Raw genomic sequence first — 17,573 nt, 5'->3', positions numbered from 1 at the left:
GCCGGCCTGCGGGCGGGTCCGTCGCGCCGCCGTCCGGGTGGCAGCCGGGCGACACGCCCGGCGCCGGTTTGCCCGCGCCGCCCGGCCACCGCAGCCTGTGCCTCATGGCACGATGCGAAGTCTGCGGAAACGACTATGCGATGAGCTTCGAGGTGCACGCCCAGGGCGCGGTGCACGTCTTCGACTGCTTCGAGTGCGCCGTCCACCGGATGGCGCCGATCTGCGAGCACTGCCGGGTGCAGATCATCGGACACGGCGTGGAGGTCGACGGCCACTTCTACTGCTGCGGCCACTGCGCCAAAGCGGAGGGCGGCACCGGCATCGTCGACCACACCGACACCCCGGCACACGCCTGAACCCCCACCGGAACCGACCGCCCACCGACCCGACCGACCCCCTACCCACGGACGCCCCACGGCCGAGTTGTACCGTCGTGGGGTGTACCGCTTCCTGCTCACCCGCCAATGGGTGATCCTCACCCTCATCGGTCTGCTGCTCATGCCGGTGATGGTCAGACTGGGCTTCTGGCAGCTGCACCGCCATGAGCACCGGGTGGCGAACAACAAGATCATCGCGGCCGGCCTCAAGGCCACCCCGGTCCCGGTCGAGTCGGTGACCTCCCCCGGCTACGCGGTACCGCACAAGGACCTCTACCGCATGGTGACCGCCACCGGGCACTACGACACCGCCCACGAGGTCGTCGCCCGGCACCGCACCGCGGGCAACTCGGGCTCCGACGACTCCTCCGGCGGCGGCGAAGAGGTCGGCTACCACGTCATCACCCCGCTCGTCCTGGACGACGGCCGGGCGGTGCTCATCAACCGCGGCTGGATCTCGCCGGGCGACGACCCGACGAGATTCCCGAAGATCAACCCGCCGCAGTCCGGCGAGGTGACCGTGGTGGGGCGGCTGCGCCCCGACGAGACCACCTCCTCCACCGGCATCCGCGACCGCAAGGGACTGCCGCCGCGGCAGATCATGCTGATCAACGGCTCCGAGGTGAAGTCGGCCGGCGGGCTGCCCGAGCAGACGGTCGGCGGCTACCTGGAGCTGGTGTCACCCAAGCCCGCGCACGGCGGGCCCGCGGTGGTCCCCGAGCCCGACCACAGCAGTATCGGCCCGCACATGGCCTACGCGATCCAGTGGTGGCTGTTCACCGCGATGGTGCCGGTGGGCTGGGTGGTGCTGCTGCGCCGGGAGCGCGCCGAGATAGTGGCCGCCCGCAGGAAGCAGTCCGAGACACCCCTGGAGCCGGACACCCCGCAGGAGCCGGAAGGCAGTGATCCGGTAGCGGTCTAGCCGCGCCACCAGCAGACTCGACTGACACCACCACGAGGCGGCGAGGCGTACCGTGCCAGGACGTATCGAGGACTACGCGCTGATCGGCGACCTCCAGACAGCCGCGCTCGTCGGGCGGGACGGGTCGGTCGACTGGCTGTGCCTGCCGCGCTTCGACTCCGCCGCGTGCTTCGCCGCGCTGCTCGGCGACGACGGCAACGGCCGCTGGAAGATCGCCCCGCTGGACGCCGAGGAGTGCGCCGAGCGCTCCTACCGGGGCGACACGCTGGTGCTCGACACCGTCTGGCGGACACCCGGCGGCAGCGTCAAGGTCACCGACTTCATGCCGCAGCGCGACCGCGCGCCCGACCTGATCAGGATCGTCGAGGGCCTCTCCGGCTCGGTGGAGATGCGCAGCGAGCTGGCGCTGCGCTTCGACTACGGCAGCGTGGTGCCCTGGGTGCGGCGCACCGACCGCCACCGGGTGGCCATCGCGGGCCCCGACGCGGTGTGGCTGCGCACCGAGCCGCCGCTGCCGATGTACGGCAAGGACATGCGGACCTACTCCGACGTCACCGTCGCCGCCGGCGACAAGATCGCCTTCGTCCTGACCTGGCACCCCTCGCACGCCAAGCAGCCGCGCCGGGTGCCGCCCTTCACGGCGCTGGAACAGAGCCTGGCGGACTGGGAGAAGTGGTCGGCCCAGTGCCGCTACGACGGGCCGTGGCGATCGGCCGTCCTGCGCTCCATGATCACCCTCAAGGCGCTGACCTACGCGCCCAGCGGCGGAATCGCCGCCGCCGCGACCACCTCGCTGCCCGAGGAGATCGGCGGGGTCCGCAACTGGGACTACCGCTACTGCTGGCTGCGGGACGCCGCCCTCACCCTGAACGCCCTGCTCGCCGGCGGCTTCCTCTCCGAGGCGCGGGCCTGGCGGGACTGGCTGCTGCGGGCCGTGGCCGGCGACCCGGCCGACCTGCAGATCATGTACGGCATCGCGGGCGAGCGGCGGCTGCCGGAATACGAGGTGCCCTGGCTGAAGGGCTACGCGAACTCCGCACCGGTCAGGATCGGCAATGCCGCCGCCGACCAGCTCCAACTCGACGTCTACGGCGAGGTGCTCGACTCGCTCTTCCTGGCCAGGAACAGCGGGCTGCGCGACGAATCGCACGCCTGGAACCTGCAGCGGATGCTGATGGAATTCCTGGAGACCAAGTGGCACGAGCCGGACGAGGGCCTGTGGGAGGTACGCGGCCCGCGCCGGCACTTCGTGCACTCCAAGGTGATGGCCTGGGCCGCGGCCGACCGCGCGGTGCGCACCGTCGAGGCCAGCCCCGACCTGCGCGGCGACGCGGACCGCTGGCGCTCCATGCGGGCACAAGTCCACGCCGAGGTCTGCGAGAAGGGCTACGACCCGCGGCGCAACACCTTCACCCAGTCCTACGGCTCCGTGGAACTCGACGCGGCCACGCTGCTCATCCCGCAGGTCGGCTTCCTGCCGGCGACCGACCCCCGGGTGATCGGCACGGTCGAGGCGGTCCGGCGGGAGCTGGACCACGGCGGATTCGTCCGCCGCTACTCCCCCGAGGCCAACGGCGTCGACGGGCTGCCCGGCTCCGAAGGCGCCTTCCTGGCCTGCTCGTTCTGGCTCGCCGACGCGCTGCACGCCATCGGGCGCACCGACGAGGCCCGGGAGCTCTTCGAACGGCTGCTGGCCGTACGCAACGACGTCGGGCTCCTCGCCGAGGAGTGGGACCCCGTCGCCGGGCGCCAACTGGGCAACTACCCCCAGGCGTTCAGCCACGTCGGACTGGTCAACACCGCGCTCGCGCTGTCGGGCCGGAGCGGAAGGAGGGGCTGAGCCATGGACCTCGGACTCAAGGACCGGGTCTACGTGGTCACCGGCGGCGGCCGCGGCCTCGGCCTCGCCGCGGCCCGCGAACTCGCCGCCGAGGGCGCGAAGGTGGTGCTCTCCGGGCGCACCGCGGCCACCGTCGACGCGGCCGCGGCGGAACTCGGCGGGCCCGAGCGGGCGCTGGGCGTCGTCGCGGACAACGCCGACCCCGCGACGGCGCAGTTGCTGCTGGCCACCGCCAGGACCCGCTTCGGCACGGTCGACGGCGTGCTGATCAGCGTCGGCGGGCCGCCGCCGGGCGCGGCCGCAGACGTCGGCGACGAGCAGTGGCAGGCCGCCTTCGAGTCGGTCTTCCTCGGAGCGGTGCGGCTGGCGCGGGCCGCCGCGGAATGTCTCGGTGACGGCGGGGTCATCGGCTTCGTGCTCTCCGGCTCGGTCCACGAGCCCATCCCCGGGTTGGCGATCTCCAACGGCCTGCGGCCGGGGCTGGCCGGCTACGCCAAGACCCTCGCCGCGGAGGTCGGTCCCCGCGGGATCCGTGTCGTCGGGCTGCTTCCGTCCCGCATCGACACGGATCGCGTGCGCGAGCTGGATGCGGTCGGGGGGGATCCCGCGGCAGCGCGGGCGCGGCACGTCGAGCGCATTCCGCTGCGGCGGTACGGTTCCCCGGCCGAGTTCGGCCGGGCCGCCGCGTTCCTTCTCTCCCCGGCGGCGTCCTTCCTGACCGGCGTCATGCTCCCCGTCGACGGCGGCACCCAACGCCCCCTCTGACCTTGCGCCGCGCTTCGCGTGAGGGTACCCCCCGCGCCCCTGAAAGACGCTTACCCTCCAGGGGCGAACGCCGGGCGCAGGAGGACGCAGGCCCAAAGGGGCGCGGGGAACTGCGCGCCCCGCCACGATGGCGTCGCAGACAAGCAACGCACCGCAAGGGGCAGGACCTCAGGGGCGCGTGGGGGTACCCCCAGGCGAAGCTCTGGGGGAGAACTGCGCGACCAGCCCACCGCCTGGGGAAGTGGCAGGGCGCGGGGGCACCCCGGGAAGAAGGGCGGGCGGGGTCAGGAGACCCTGGCCGCACGGTGGCGGACCGCGCGGAGGCGCGCCTCCGCGGGAAGGCCGGGAAGCCCGGCCGACGCGCGGGCGTGTTCGAGGACCTCCGCGTCGAGCCCGGCGACAACATCCTCGGGGGTGGCATGCGGGGCGAGCCCCAGCACGAGGCGCGCCTCGGGCGCCCCCCGCCGCCCACCGAGCACCGCGTTGGACCACTCGACCCCGTCATACGCCTCGGACTCGGAGCGCAGCACATTCTCCAGCGCCCGCCCGCGCAGCAGCGCGCCCTGGCCGTCGCCGCTGTCGATCCTGATCTGCCGCAGCCGCCTGGTGCGGGCCTGGGCCAGCAGCCACCACAGGGCGCCCACGAAGAGCACGCCGAGCACGACGAAGACCACCGGCCACCACCAGCCGTCGGAGCGGTAGCGGGTCCTGTTGTGCTCGGAGAGCAGGACGTCCTTGGGGCCGCTGAAGGGCCACCAGTCGGGCATCGTGAAATCCCAGTGGCGTTGCAGGTCGAGGCCGCCGACCAGCACGGACAGGCCGACCACCAGGAGGACCAGGCCGGTCAGCCCGAGCATGACCCGGTTGAACGTGGTGCGCATCGCCCTGTCACCCCTTCTTCTCGGCCCGCTGGAGGTGGATGCTCAGGTGCGGCGACCTGGACAGGCCCAGCTGGCGTACGGCCTGGCCGAGCGCGGTTGTCAGGTCGGAGCGCACTTCCTCGAGTTCGCGGAAGTGCGAGGTGGCGCGGGCCTTGATCTTGCGGCGGCCGACGTCGACCTTGGCCGTGCGCACCCCGGAGACCTCCATCGCCCGGTCGCGCAGCACCAGTTCGGCGGCGTGCCGGTCGAGTCCCGCGCGGACGCCGGCCGATCCGCTGCGGGCCATCGGCAGCACCTGTCGCTCGCCGGGGGTGAGGGCGAGGATGAGCAGCCACAGGCCGAGCGCGGCGGCCACGGAGGCGCCGAGGATGATCCAGACGTCTTCCAGGTGCCGGGTGGCGAGCTGGTGGGCGAGGCTGACACGCCACCGCATCGCCTTGCGGTCGGCGCGGACCGAGGCGATGTCGTAGAGGAAGAGTCCGGCGAGTCCGAACAGCACCGCGGCGGTCAGCGCCGCGGGGATGCGGCGGCCGGACCAGAAGCGGCGGACCTTGGGGCCCTGGCCGCCGCCCGGCAGGCCGAACGTGACCGCGTACGGCTCGATCTCGGGCTCTTTGGCCATGCTCACGCGGGCGTTCTCGGCATTGGACCTGGTCGGGTCCTGCTCGCGGTAGAGGTGGCTGCCCTCGTCGTCGCTCATTCGACCCTCCCCTCCTTGCGGCGCGTCGCCGCCGAGTGCAGCCGCTCGACCTCGATGGCCACCTCGGGTACATCCATACCCGTCAACGCCTCGACCTTGCCGGTGACGTGGCGCCGGATCGTGTGGCACACCGCCCCGATGTTCGCCGGGTAGCCCAGTTCGAGCGCCAGCCGCAGCCTGGCGGTGTCCTTGCGTACCGACACGGAGGCGTGCGGCTGGGCGTCGTCCGGCACCAGGTCCGCGCCCGGCGCGTCGGCCAGCACCTCACCCGCCGCCTGGGCTGCGATCTTGGCGACCACCCGGTCGGCGATCCGCAGCGCGCCGCGGTCGGCGGGGGGCAGTTGGCCGGGCACGGCTGAGGCCATCAGCGCCGCCGGTCCCGGTCACGGTCGCGGTCACGCGTGCGGAAGAAGTCCCCGGCTTCGAGGTCGCCGTCGAAGAACTTGCCCGCCACGAAGCCGACGGCACCGAGCAGTGCCACTACGAGGAAGGCGCCGAAGCCGCCGAAATACCCGGCGAACCCCAGTGCCATTCCGGCCACCAGGCCGATCACCGCCATGCTCATCGTTCGCATCCCGTCCGTTCGGCTGCGCCCGCCCGCACCGCCGCGGGCCGCGTCTCAGGGCCGGTGTGCCGCCCCGGTCCCACTACTGGACCCGCTGCTCACGGTCGTCATCATCGTCCTCGTCGGGCAACTTCACGTCGCCGACCGCGACATTGACCTCGACGACTTCGAGCCCGGTCATCCGCTCGACCGCCGCGATCACGTTCTCCCGCACCGCGCGGGCGACTTCGACGATGGACACGCCGTACTCCACGACGATGTCCAGGTCGAGCGCGGTCTGCACCTCGCCCACCTCGGCCTTGACGCCGCGGGTCACCGAGCGGGTGCTGCCGGGGACCCGGTCGCGTACCGCACCGAACGTGCGGGACAGTCCGGTGCCCATCGCGTGCACGCCCACCACGTCACGGGCCGCGAGTCCGGCGATCTTCTCGACCACGCCGTCGGCGATCGTGGTGCGGCCGCGGCTCGCGGGGTCGCCGAGTGCCTTGCGGCCCGAGCCGACGTTGCCCTTGTCGAGGGTCCTGCCGCTCTCCGCTGTTATCGACGAGCCCTCGGGCTCCGGCCGGTTGTGCTGCGTGCTGTCCGTCATCGCGAGTCGTCCCTTCGTCTGGGCTGCTCCGTGCACCACACTAAACGGGCATGCCCGGAAGCGCTGCGGGGATGCACCCAGAGGGGACGGCCGCCCCCCATCCGAGTGGTCGGCACATCGGAAGGCGATGAGACCCGGTGACCATGGACCGACTGGCCAGGACCGTCAGGGAGCAGGTGGCATTGGGGCGGCTCCTTCCGCTCGGCGAGGCCGCGGACGCCGCCTGGATCACCGAGAGCGCCGCTGTCGGCGCCCTGCGGCGGGCCGCGGACGGCGTCGGCGGCGTACGGCTGGGGGCGGTGGACCTGGCACTGGACGGGGAGGCGTCCGAGCCCGGACGGCCGGGCGGCGCCGCGCCGGTGGGCGCGCTGCCCTACCGGCCGCTGCGGATCACCGCGGACTTCGAGGCCGGGCTCGACGACCCGCTGCCGCGCACCGCGGAGCGGCTGCGGGCCGCGCTGTGGGCGACGGCCGAGGACTGGCTCGGGGTGCCCGTCCACTCGGTCGATCTGGAGGTCACCGGGCTGCTCGACGGCGGGGCGGCGGCCGATCCGGTGCTGGAAGGCGTGGTGGTGGACGACGGCGACGCGGCGCGGGAGCTGGCCGACGCCCCGGCCGCCGGCGCCCCCGCGGCCCTGGTGGCGGCCGCCGCGCTGGCCGTGCCCGGGGTGCTGCGGCTGACCCGGCGGCTGGCCGGCCTCGGCAGCGGTGTCCGGGTCCGCGACACCGCGGCGGACGCGGAGGGCCCGGCGGGCCGCCGCGTACAGCTGCAGTTCGCGGTGGCGGCGGGCCACCGCCCGTTCGCGGTGGCTCGGGCGGTGACGGCGGCGATCGCCCCGGTGGCGGCGGCGGGCGCCCCCGGGCCGGTGACGACGGCGGTCGTGGTGACCGACACGCACTGACCGCGCGGCCGCGCCGGGCGCTACTCCGCCGCGCCGGTCAGGCTGCGCAGCCTGCGGGCCTGGGCGGCGCGCTCGGCCGCGAACTGGTCGGCCTCGGTGTGGGACAGGGCAGTACGCAGCAGCGCCTTGGTCTCGTTGACGGCGTCGCGCGGCGGGGCCAGCAGGGCGGCGGCCAGGTCGGCGACGGCGGCGTCCAGCTCGGCGGCGGGCACGACCAGGTTGGCCAGGCCGGTGCGCTCGGCCTCCTCGGCGTGCACGTAGCGCCCGGTGACGCAGATCTCCAGCGCGCGGCCGTATCCGACCAGCTCGGCGAGCGGCTTGGTGCCGGTCAGGTCGGGGACGAGCCCGAGGCCGGTCTCGCGCATGGCGAACCGCACGTCGTCGGCGCACACCCGCAGGTCGCAGGCCAGCGCGAGCTGGAAGCCGGCCCCGATGGCATGCCCCTGGACGGCGGCGACCGTGATCAGGTCGGTGCGCCGCCACCAGGTGAAGGCCTGCTGGTACATGGCGATGGTCGCGTCGAGGTCGGCCTCGGATCCGCGCCCGAGTTCCAGGAACGACGGACCGCCGTCGAAGCCCTCGGGTGTGAACGCCTTCCGGTCGAGACCGGCGGAGAAGGACGGCCCCTCGGCGCGCAGCACCGCGACCCGTACCTGCCCCGGCAGCAGCCGGCCCGCCTCGATCAGCGCCTCCCACAAGGCAGGCGACTGGGCGTTGCGCTTGGCCGGGTTGCACAGGGTGATGGTGGCGACGGTGCCGGTGCCGTCCAGGACCAGCCGGACTCCGTCGTGTTCGAGCAGGATCTTGTCATCGGGCATCGGGCACCTCCGAGCGGACCGCGGACTTGGTTACTACCGAAGAGTAACCATCCGTGCGGCACGCCGACCCGCTGGGTGCGGGAGATGCCCGCCCGTCGGCATCAGGACGTCAGGGCCGGCTCAGGCCGTGACCGCCTTCTTGCCCCTGGTCGCCCCGCCGCGTCCGCGCAGGGTCACGCCGGACTCGCTGAGCATCCGGTGCACGAATCCATAGGACCGGCCGGTCTCCTCGGCCAGTGCCCGGATACTCGCACCGGAGTCGTACTTCTTCTTCAGGTCCGCCGCGAGCTTCTCGCGCGCGGCGCCGGTCACCCGGCTGCCCTTCTTCAGAGTCTCGGCCACCCGTGCCTCCTCCAGGGAAGTGCGCTATGGACTCTCATGATCACCCCTAAGCGCCTTCCTGGCCACCCATTCGACAAGGTCCGTCACGGGACATTCGCAACATGAATGCCGCGATACGAGGCGAAGAACGGGTCCCGGCGGGAAATTTCCGCCGCCCAATTCCGACCCGGGAACGAAGCCCGCGCAATACCAGCAGGTCAGCGGCCATCGGTAAGGTGTTTGCCGACGTCACACCACTGATCACCAAGCGCTGCCGCCACGCGGGCGGCCCCGCCCGGGGGGTACCAGCCCGACTCACACAGATGACGGACCCGCGGTGGGCCGAATGATCCAATCCGCATGATCACCCGGCGTCCCCCCAGGTCGGCGGCGCCGCGACCGGTCAGGCCAGGGCGACCAGGTCCGCGTAGTCCTGGCCCCACAGGTCCTCGACACCGTCGGGCAGCAGGATGATCCGCTCGGGCTGCAGCGCCTCCACCGCGCCCTCGTCGTGGGTGACCAGCACCACCGCGCCGCTGAAGGTGTGCAGGGCGCCCAGGATCTCCTCCCGGCTGGCCGGGTCGAGGTTGTTGGTGGGCTCGTCGAGCAGCAGCACGTTGGCGCTGGAGACCACCAGCGAGGCCAGCGCCAGCCGGGTCTTCTCGCCGCCGGACAGCACACCGGCCGGCTTGTCGACGTCGTCGCCGGAGAAGAGGAAGGAGCCGAGGATCTTGCGGATCTCCACCAGATCGGTGTCCGGCGCGGAAGAACGCATGTTCTCCAGCACCGTGCGCTCCGGGTCGAGCGTCTCGTGCTCCTGCGCGTAATAGCCGAGCTTCAGCCCGTGCCCCGGCGTCACCTCGCCGGTGTCCGGCGTCTCCACCCCGGCGAGCAGCCGCAGCAGGGTGGTCTTGCCCGCGCCGTTCAGCCCCAGGATGACCACCCGCGAGCCGCGGTCGATCGCCAGGTCCACGTCGGTGAAAATCTCCAGCGACCCGTACGACTTGGAAAGGCCGTTGGCCATCAGCGGCGTCTTGCCGCACGGCGCCGGGTCGGGGAAGCGCAGCTTCGCGACCTTGTCCGAGACCCGCACCGCGTCGAGGCCGGCGAGCAGCTTGTCGGCCCGCCGCGCCATGTTCTGCGCCGCGACGGTTTTGGTGGCCTTGGCGCGCATCTTGTCGGCCTGCGAATTGAGCGCGGCGGCTTTCTTCTCCGCATTCGCGCGTTCGCGCCTGCGGCGCTTCTCATCGGCTTCGCGCTGCTGCTGGTAGAGCTTCCAGCCCATGTTGTAGACGTCGATCTGCGAGCGGTTGGCGTCGAGATAGAAGACCTTGTTGACGACCGTCTCGATCAGGTTCACATCGTGGGAGATGACGATGAATCCGCCGCGATACGTCTTCAGGTAGTCGCGCAGCCAGCTGATCGAGTCCGCGTCCAGGTGGTTCGTCGGCTCGTCGAGCAGCAGGGTGTCCGCGTCCGAGAACAGGATCCTGGCCAGCTCGACACGGCGCCGCTGTCCACCCGACAGGGTGTGCAGCTGCTGGCCGAGGATACGGTCCGGCAGGCCGAGCGCCGCCGCGATCGTGGCCGCCTCCGCCTCCGCCGCGTAACCGCCCTTGGTGAGGAACTCCGTCTCCAGGCGGGCGTATTTCTTCATCGCGTTCTCGCGGGTGGCGCCCTTGCCGTTCGCCATCCGCTCCTCGTTCTCGCGCATCTTGCGCAGCACGGTGTCGAGGTCGCGGGCGCCCAGGATGCGGTCGCTGGCGAGCATGTCCAGATCGCCGGTGCGCGGGTCCTGCGGGAGATACCCGACCTCGCCGGACCGCGTCACGCTCCCCGCGGCGGGCTGGCCCTCCCCGGCCAGCACCTTGGTCAAGGTGGTCTTGCCCGCGCCATTGCGGCCGACCAGGCCGATGCGGTCGCCCTTGGCGACGCGGAAGGACGCGGATTCGATGAGGACGCGGGCGCCGGCGCGCAGCTCCAGGCCGGTGGCAGTGATCACGGGGTTGGCTCCATGGCGTAACGAATGGCCTCACGGCCGGTGGGCGTGTCGCGGCGTTGCGCCAGGTCTAATCGAGGAGCAGTGCAACCATGGGGCCAGTCTACTGGCCCCATGCAACTGCCTTCGCCCGTGCCGGGCGCCCGCCTTCTTCCCCCTCGCGGGGGTGCCCTTGCCCGCGGCCCGGTGGTGGGCTGCGCGCGCAGTTCCCCGCCACTCCCTGCGGGGTGCTGTCACGGAGTCCACAGTGCCGCTGCGTGGGTGGCTGGTCGCGCAGTTCCCCGCGCCCCTTTGGGTCCTGCGTCCTCCGCCGCCAGGCGTTCGCCCCTGGAGGGTGAGCGTTTTTCAAGGGCGCGTGGGGGTACCCCCGGGAACTGCGAGACAAGCCACGACGGGCCGCCAGTGTGAGGGCGAGGGAGGCTCTACGCCTCGCCCGTGTGGACCTGGAATGCGGCCTTGCGCATGGCCTTGGCCAGGATGGGGTCGGGGTGGGCGGCGGCGAGGGCGACGAGGACCTGGACGGTCCGCGGGTGGCCGACGTCGCGGACCTCTTCGAGAAGTCCTGGCACGGAGCCCTGGACGGCGGTCTCCAGATGGCTGACCAGCAGATGGTCCTCGCCGTGGTCCGCGACCGCGGCCGCCGTGTCGACCCACAGCCACGTGGCCTCCTCCCGGGTGAGGAGCCCGGTCGCGGTGTCGGGGTCGCCGCCGTCGAGTTCGGCGAGCCACAGCACCGCGTACGGCCGCAGCACCGGCTCGGAGACCACCTCGCGTACCGCCGGCTCCGCCGGGTCGCCGACGACACGCAGCGCCTCGAAGGCCAGGCCGCGCAGCAGCGCGTCGTCGCCGCGGGCGGTGTCGAGGAGTTCGGCGACGGCGGGGGCGACGGGCCGCGCGGCGAGCCAGGCGCGGTATTCGGCCCGCGCGGGGCCAGGAGACAGGCGGGCGCAGGCGCGGAGCATGGTGGCGGCGGACTGCTCCATGTGCCCGGCGGGGCCCTGCGCGGCAACGCAGATCTGCTCCAGCTTGACCCACACCGCCCAGCTGCCGAGCGCGGTGAGCACGACCTCGTCGGGCCGCTGCGGGTCGCGGGGGCGGAGCGCTCCCACCCGCACGGCGGCCTCCAGCGTCCAGTCGAGCAGCGTCGGCAGCGGGTCGCCGGCGCCGTCGGCGGGCGGCTCATGGCGTTCTGTTCGCAGTTCGGCGACCCGCTGGCGGAGCAGGTCGAGCAGCGTGTCGATCGGCACCGGGCCGTTCGACAGGTGCAGGAAGGACAGCAACTGCGGTGCCGCCTCGACGACTTCGGCGACCAGCGCCGGGTCGGGGCCGCTGCGGTCGCCGGGCAGGAAGGGGTGCGCGAGGGACCAGGCGTCGAAGAGCGCGACCCAGCCGCGCAGCACCGCGGTGTCGTCGGTGTCCCAGGCGCGCAGCCGCCAGCCGGGGCGGGCGGTGCCGCCGTGCAGTTCGATCAGGCCGGACAGCCTGGCGCGGTCCCAGGCGGTGCGGATCTGGCCGGGGGTCAGGCCGAGGGCTGCCGCGGCCTCGGTGAGCGCGTCCGCGGGCAGTATGCCGGTCGGCCCCGCGGTGCCGGGGCCCGTACCCGCCCAGCGTGCGAGCCGTACGGCGGCGGCGAGTTCGGCTCGGGCGAGCCGGGCGAGTTCCGGCAGCGGGGGTGTGCCTTCCGGCGGGCGCGGCGGCCTTGGCCTGCGCGTGGTCGCGGTCCTGCGGGCGGCGGTGAGCGGCCGGCGGGGGACGAGGCGGAGCGGAGTGTCTCGCGGGCTACGGGACGTCACTGGAGCAGTCTCGCCGTTGTGCGCCCAGATTCCCAATCGGCCGGACTTTCCCGCGTTCCCCGCTCACATGAGCGGGGTCAGGAAGCGGCGCAGGATCTCCTCGTAGCCGACCGGGTCGGCATTCCACATCGCCCCGTGCTGGGCGCCGCGCACGCTGTGCAGGACCACCAGATCCGGGTAGCGCGCGGCGAGTTCACGGGACGGGCCCCAGGGCGCCAGGGTGTCCTCGGGGCCGTGGAAGATCAGCGTCGGCACGGTGGGCGGCGCCGGGACGGCGGGGGCGGCGCCGTGCCGTCCCGAGGGTTCCGTACGCCCCTCGGCCGCGCGTACGGCCAGCGGTGTCAGGTTGGCGGGCAGCCCGTGCCACTGCGCGGCGGCGGCTACCGTGGCACGCCAGTCCAGCACCGGCGAGTCCAGGACCAGGCCGCGGACGAGGTTCCCGACCGCGGACAGGTGCTGCGCGTGCAGGGCCATGGTCGCGCCGGTGGACCAGCCGTAGAGCACGATGCGCTGGGCGCCGTACTCCACCGCGTAGCGCATCGCCGCGTCCAGGTCGCGCCACTCGGTCCGGCCCAGGTGCCCGATGCCGTCGGGCGGCGCCGGGGCCTCGGGGTCGCCGCGGTAGCCCAGGACCAACTGGGTGAAGCGGTGGTGGTGCAGGGCGGGCAGCACGTTCATCGCGTGCTCGCGGGTCGCGCCCAGGCCGTGCACGCTGATCACCCAGGTGCTGCGGGCGCCCGGCAGATACCAGCCGGGCAGCGGGCCCAGCTCGCCCGGCACCTCGACCTCGGTGTAGTCCAGGCCCAGCGCCACCCGCGGATTCCCGCAGTGCACCTGCGGGGTCATCCTGACCGGGGCGCCCGGGTCCAGCGAGCCGTGCGGTACGGCGAGCAGCTTCCTGGTCACGGAGTAGGCGGTGCCGTCGACCACGTCGCCGGCGATCGCGTGCAGGCCGTCGGCCGCCAGGCCGTACGTCCCGCGGCGGCCCGACGCGGCGGTGCGGGTCAGGACGACGCGGTCCGCGGTGACCGTGTGCACGGTGACCGTGCCCTCCGGCGCCGGGCCCTCGGCGGACGGCTTGAGGGCGAAACGCGAGCCGTACCGGCCGACCGCCACGACGGCGGCGGTGCCGGCACCCAGGGCGGCGGTGGCTGTCGCCACGGCGGTTCGTAGTCGCATCCCCTCCAGTTTCACCGACCTCTCTGCTCTCGGCCACTCCTGCGTACCCTCGCCGGGTACCCGGCCGCCCTGCCGGGCATGCCGGCCCCGCACCTGCCGCCCGGTGGGGGTTCGTCGCGCAGCTCCCCGCGCCCCCGGGTGATTGCCCCTTGCTGTGGCGTTGCTTTCTTTCGCGCCTCTCCGGCGGGGCGCTCCGTTATCCCCCAGCGCTTCGCCCGGGGGTACCCCCACGCGCCCCTGAAAAACGCTCACCCTCCAGGGGCGAACGCTCGGCGTAGTAGGACGCAGGCCGAAAGGGGCGCGGGTGAGGGGCGTGCGTCAGGCCCCCGGCTGGGCGTACGTGGAGAGGCGGGTTGCCGCCGCGGCGAGGTCCGCGGGGGTGAGGAGGCGTGGGCCGCCGGAGGCGGTGGCGAGGAGCCAGACGTGGCTCATCCATTCGAGCTGGGCCGTGCGCTCGTAGGCGACGTCGAGCGTGGAGCCGTACGCGAGGGTGCCGTGGTTGCCCAGGAGGCACGCCGTGCGGTCGGCGAGGGCGGCCAGGGCGAGGGCGGCGAGCTCGGGCGTGCCGTAGAGGGCGTAGGGGGCGACGCGGACCGGCCCGCCGAGGGCGGCGGTGACGTAGTGGATCGGCGGCAGCTCGTCCACCAGCGTGGAGACGGCCGTCGCGTGCGGCGCGTGCGTGTGGACGATCGCCTGCGCGTCGGTCCCGCCGTAGACGGCCAGGTGCAGCGGCAGTTCGCTGGTGGGCCGCAGCGCCCCGCGCACCTGGCGGCCTTCGAGGTCGACGGCGACCAGGTCCTGGGGGCGCAGCCGGTCGTAGGGCATCGCGGTGGGCGTCACGACGACCAGATCGCCGACCCGCGCGGACACGTTGCCCGACGTGCCGACGACGAGGCCGTCGGTGACGGTGCGGCGGGCCGTGTCGACCACGTCCGACCAGGCTTTCTCGACTGCGTCGCGCACAACGGCCTCCCATGTCCCTCAGGCGTTGCCGTGGCCGCCGGGAGCGCAGTAGCGTCCCCGCACATCACCGGGCTCCACAGCGATTGCAGGTGCATTATGGCCACCGTCAACGGCGGAATCTCGTTCTGGTACGCAGGCACGGGCATACCGCTGCCGCGCGAGCCGCTGCCCGGGGACGCGGAGGCCGACGTGGTGATCGTCGGCGGCGGCTACACGGGGCTGTGGACGGCGTATTACCTGAAGCAGGCCGTGCCCTTCCTGCGGATCACCGTGCTGGAGGCGAAGTTCTGCGGCTACGGCGCCTCCGGGCGCAATGGCGGCTGGCTCTACAACGGCATCGCGGGCCGCGACCGCTATGCCGAGCTGCACGGCCACGACGCGGCGGTCGCCTTGCAGCGGGCGATGAATTCCACCGTGGACGAGGTGGTGCGGGTCGCCGCGGCCGAGGGCATCGACGCGGACATCCAGCAGGGCGGGGTGCTGGAAGTGGCGTATTCGCCGGCGCAGTTGGCGCGGCTGCGGGCGTACCACGACCGGGAGGCGGCCTTCGGCGAGAAGGACCGGGTGCTGCTCGGCGCGGCGGAGTCGGCGCGGCGGATCAGGGCGGCGGGCACGGTCGGGGCGAGCTGGACGCCGCACGGCGCCCGGGTGCATCCGGTGAAGCTGCTGCAGGGGCTGGCCGCGGCGGTGGAGCGGCTCGGGGTGACCGTCCACGAGTCGACGGTGGTGACCGAGATCCGCCCCAAGCACGCGGTCACCCCGTACGGCACGGTCCGCGCGCCGTACGTGCTGCGCTGCACCGAGGGCTTCACCGCGTCGGTGAAGGGGCAGCGCCGCACCTGGCTGCCGATGAATTCCTCGATGATCGTGACGGAGCCGCTGTCGCCGGAGATGTGGGAGACGATCGGCTGGGAGGGCGGCGAGACGCTGGGCGACCTGGCGCACGCGTACATGTACGCGCAGCGCACCGCGGACGGCCGGATCGCGCTGGGCGGGCGCGGGGTGCCGTACCGCTTCGGTTCGCGTACCGACAACGACGGGCGGACCTCGGAGCGTACGGTGGCCGCGCTGCGCGAGGTGCTGGTGCGGCTCTTCCCCGCGACGGCGGGGGTCGCGGTCGAGCACGCCTGGTCGGGGGTGCTGGGGGTGCCGCGCGACTGGTGCGCGAGCGTGCAGCTGGACCGTACGACGGGCCTGGGCTGGGCGGGCGGCTATGTCGGCAGCGGGGTGGCGACGTCGAATCTGGCCGCCCGTACGCTGCGGGACCTGGTGCGGCAGGACTCGGGGCAGGGGCACGGCACCGAGCTGACGGCGCTGCCGTGGGTGGGCCACCGGGTGCGGCGCTGGGAGCCGGAGCCGCTGCGCTGGGCGGGGGTGCGCGGGATGTACGCGGCCTACCGGGGCGCCGACCGGCGCGAGCTGACCGGCCGGAGCGCGGCGACCGACCCGGTGGCGCGGTATGCCGACCGGCTGTCCGGGCGGCACTGAGGCGCCGGGCGGCGGAGCGGCACAGGGACAACCGCACTGGACGCGGCTGAACGACGGCAGCTGGGGCATACGGCATTTCAGGGCGCCCGCGGCCGCCGGATTCCGGGCCCCAGAAGGGTTTCCGTTGTCATTGTGTTCATCCGCACGTCACCTTGGCACCGCGAGTCCGCTGCCAGTTCACCTTCCGTTCACCAATGATCCGTACGGTCAGCTCGCCACTGCCCCACCAACGGATTGCCTGGGTCCATGGAACACATGACGCTCCTGATCGGAATCGTCATCGCCACCGCACTCGTGTTCGACTTCACGAACGGCTTCCACGACACCGCCAACGCGATGGCCACCACCATCTCCACCGGTGCACTCAAACCCAAGACGGCGGTGGCCATGTCCGCCGTTCTCAACCTCGTCGGCGCCTTCCTGTCCGTGGAGGTCGCCAAGACCATCTCCGGCGGCATCATCGACGAGTCATCGGGCATCAAACCCGAGATGATCTTCGCGGCGCTGGTCGGCGCGATCGTCTGGAACATGCTGACCTGGCTGGCCGGACTGCCGTCCAGCTCCTCGCACGCGCTGTTCGGCGGCCTGATCGGCGCCACGCTGGTCGCGGTCGGGCGGCACGGGGTGCACGGCGAAGCAGTCGTGATGAAGGTCCTCATCCCGGCGCTCGCCGCGCCGGTCGTGGCGGGCCTCGCCGCGACCCTCGCCACCCGGCTGAGCTACCGCCTCGGCCGCCACGCCGACCCCGGCACCACCGCCAAGGGCTACCGGGCCGGGCAGATCGCCTCAGCGGGCCTGGTCTCGCTCGCCCACGGCACCAACGACGCGCAGAAGACGATGGGCGTCATCACCCTCGCGCTGATCACCGGCGGCGTCGTCGCCCCGCACGCCGACCCGCCGCTGTGGGTCATCGTCTCGGCGGGCACCGCGATCGCGCTGGGCACGTACATCGGCGGCTGGCGGATCATCCGCACCATGGGCAAGGGCCTCACCGACATCCAGCCGCAGCAGGGCTTCGCGGCGCAGACCGGTGCCGCCGCGACCATCCTGGCCTCCTCCCACCTCGGCTTCGCGCTGTCCACCACCCAGGTCTGCTCCGGCTCGGTGATGGGCGCCGGGCTCGGCCGCACCGGCGCGGTCGTGCGCTGGGGGACCGCGGGGCGGATGGTCGCCGCGTGGGCGCTGACGCTGCCCGCGGCGGGGCTGGTCGCCGCCGGGGCCGCGCTGCTGACCGACCAGGGCACCTGGGGCGTGGTCACGGTCGCCGTCGCCGGCCTGGCGATCTGCGCCACGATCCGCACGGCGGCCCGCCGCAAGCCGATCACCCACGCCAACGTCAACGACGAGCCCGCGGCTGCCGCCGAGCCGCAGGGCGCGGTCACCGCGGCCATCGCCGCCGTCATCCAGCCGCCGGTCGGCCTCCCGGGCACGACCTCCCCGGCCCCGACCGCCTGACCTCCCGAGGAGTCCC

General features: G+C 73.2%; 18 protein-coding genes. 7 read left to right on the top strand and 11 right to left on the bottom strand.

Annotated features, from left to right (window positions below; genetic code table 11):
* The first annotated feature begins 104 nt into the window (after window positions 1-104).
* The 4 genes from OG900_31260 (at window position 105) to OG900_31245 (ending at window position 3,904) form a co-directional block, all read left to right on the top strand.
* Complete coding sequence (locus OG900_31260) at window positions 105-356, top strand: hypothetical protein (protein WUH94169.1); 252 nt, start codon at window positions 105-107, stop codon at window positions 354-356.
* An 82-nt stretch (window positions 357-438) separates the two neighbouring features.
* Window positions 439-1,299, top strand: coding sequence for an SURF1 family protein (locus OG900_31255; protein ID WUH94168.1), 861 nt, complete (start codon window positions 439-441; stop codon window positions 1,297-1,299).
* Between the two features lie 52 nt (window positions 1,300-1,351).
* On the top strand, window positions 1,352-3,139 hold the full coding sequence (locus tag OG900_31250; GenBank protein ID WUH94167.1) for a glycoside hydrolase family 15 protein: 1,788 nt from the start codon (window positions 1,352-1,354) through the stop codon (window positions 3,137-3,139).
* A 3-nt stretch (window positions 3,140-3,142) separates the two neighbouring features.
* On the top strand, window positions 3,143-3,904 hold the full coding sequence (locus tag OG900_31245; protein WUH94166.1) for an SDR family oxidoreductase: 762 nt from the start codon (window positions 3,143-3,145) through the stop codon (window positions 3,902-3,904).
* Between the two features lie 284 nt (window positions 3,905-4,188).
* Here the strand turns inward: OG900_31245 and amaP are convergent, their stop codons facing one another.
* The 5 genes from amaP to OG900_31220 form a co-directional block, all read right to left on the bottom strand.
* Window positions 4,189-4,785, bottom strand: a complete 597-nt coding sequence (amaP, locus tag OG900_31240; protein WUH94165.1) for an alkaline shock response membrane anchor protein AmaP — start codon at window positions 4,783-4,785, stop codon at window positions 4,189-4,191.
* A 7-nt stretch (window positions 4,786-4,792) separates the two neighbouring features.
* Window positions 4,793-5,485 carry a DUF6286 domain-containing protein gene (locus OG900_31235; protein ID WUH94164.1) on the bottom strand — a complete coding sequence of 231 codons (693 nt, stop codon included), beginning with the start codon at window positions 5,483-5,485 and terminating at the stop codon, window positions 4,793-4,795.
* Window positions 5,482-5,850: an Asp23/Gls24 family envelope stress response protein gene (locus tag OG900_31230; protein WUH94163.1), complete on the bottom strand. Its 369-nt coding sequence runs from the start codon at window positions 5,848-5,850 to the stop codon at window positions 5,482-5,484. Before OG900_31230 ends, OG900_31235 begins: the two co-directional genes overlap by 4 nt.
* Window positions 5,850-6,050, bottom strand: coding sequence for a hypothetical protein (locus OG900_31225; GenBank protein WUH94162.1), 201 nt, complete (start codon window positions 6,048-6,050; stop codon window positions 5,850-5,852). Before OG900_31225 ends, OG900_31230 begins: the two co-directional genes overlap by 1 nt.
* Window positions 6,051-6,132: 82 nt before the next feature.
* Complete coding sequence (locus OG900_31220; protein ID WUH94161.1) at window positions 6,133-6,639, bottom strand: Asp23/Gls24 family envelope stress response protein; 507 nt, start codon at window positions 6,637-6,639, stop codon at window positions 6,133-6,135.
* Window positions 6,640-6,782: 143 nt separating this feature from the next.
* Between OG900_31220 and OG900_31215 the strand changes: the two genes are divergently transcribed.
* Window positions 6,783-7,541, top strand: a complete 759-nt coding sequence (locus OG900_31215; protein WUH95996.1) for a nucleopolyhedrovirus P10 family protein — start codon at window positions 6,783-6,785, stop codon at window positions 7,539-7,541.
* A 20-nt stretch (window positions 7,542-7,561) separates the two neighbouring features.
* On the opposite strand, the gene OG900_31210 is transcribed toward OG900_31215, so the two are convergent.
* From OG900_31210 to OG900_31185, 6 genes are all read right to left on the bottom strand, one after another.
* Window positions 7,562-8,359: an enoyl-CoA hydratase/isomerase family protein gene (locus tag OG900_31210; GenBank protein WUH94160.1), complete on the bottom strand. Its 798-nt coding sequence runs from the start codon at window positions 8,357-8,359 to the stop codon at window positions 7,562-7,564.
* Window positions 8,360-8,479: 120 nt separating this feature from the next.
* A complete protein-coding gene (locus tag OG900_31205; GenBank protein ID WUH94159.1) occupies window positions 8,480-8,701 on the bottom strand; it encodes a helix-turn-helix domain-containing protein in 222 nt (73 codons plus the stop codon).
* A 382-nt stretch (window positions 8,702-9,083) separates the two neighbouring features.
* Complete coding sequence (locus OG900_31200) at window positions 9,084-10,682, bottom strand: ATP-binding cassette domain-containing protein (GenBank protein WUH94158.1); 1,599 nt, start codon at window positions 10,680-10,682, stop codon at window positions 9,084-9,086.
* A gap of 419 nt (window positions 10,683-11,101) precedes the next feature.
* Window positions 11,102-12,472 (bottom strand): hypothetical protein, encoded by a 1,371-nt coding sequence (locus tag OG900_31195; protein ID WUH94157.1) that lies wholly within the window; start codon window positions 12,470-12,472, stop codon window positions 11,102-11,104.
* A gap of 63 nt (window positions 12,473-12,535) precedes the next feature.
* A complete protein-coding gene (locus OG900_31190; GenBank protein ID WUH94156.1) occupies window positions 12,536-13,651 on the bottom strand; it encodes an alpha/beta hydrolase in 1,116 nt (371 codons plus the stop codon).
* A 318-nt stretch (window positions 13,652-13,969) separates the two neighbouring features.
* Window positions 13,970-14,614 (bottom strand): class II aldolase/adducin family protein, encoded by a 645-nt coding sequence (locus tag OG900_31185; GenBank protein WUH94155.1) that lies wholly within the window; start codon window positions 14,612-14,614, stop codon window positions 13,970-13,972.
* Window positions 14,615-14,710: 96 nt separating this feature from the next.
* On the opposite strand from OG900_31185, the gene OG900_31180 reads away from it, so the two are divergent.
* Window positions 14,711-16,102 carry an FAD-binding oxidoreductase gene (locus OG900_31180; protein WUH94154.1) on the top strand — a complete coding sequence of 464 codons (1,392 nt, stop codon included), beginning with the start codon at window positions 14,711-14,713 and terminating at the stop codon, window positions 16,100-16,102.
* 246 nt (window positions 16,103-16,348) lie between these two features.
* Window positions 16,349-17,557 carry an inorganic phosphate transporter gene (locus OG900_31175; GenBank protein ID WUH94153.1) on the top strand — a complete coding sequence of 403 codons (1,209 nt, stop codon included), beginning with the start codon at window positions 16,349-16,351 and terminating at the stop codon, window positions 17,555-17,557.
* Window positions 17,558-17,573 lie beyond the last annotated feature (16 nt).

Source organism: Streptomyces sp. NBC_00433, assembly GCA_036015235.1.
Classification (GTDB): domain Bacteria; phylum Actinomycetota; class Actinomycetes; order Streptomycetales; family Streptomycetaceae; genus Actinacidiphila.
The sequence above is the reverse complement of the archived record's forward strand: the minus strand, read 5'-3'. Positions and strand labels throughout refer to the sequence as shown.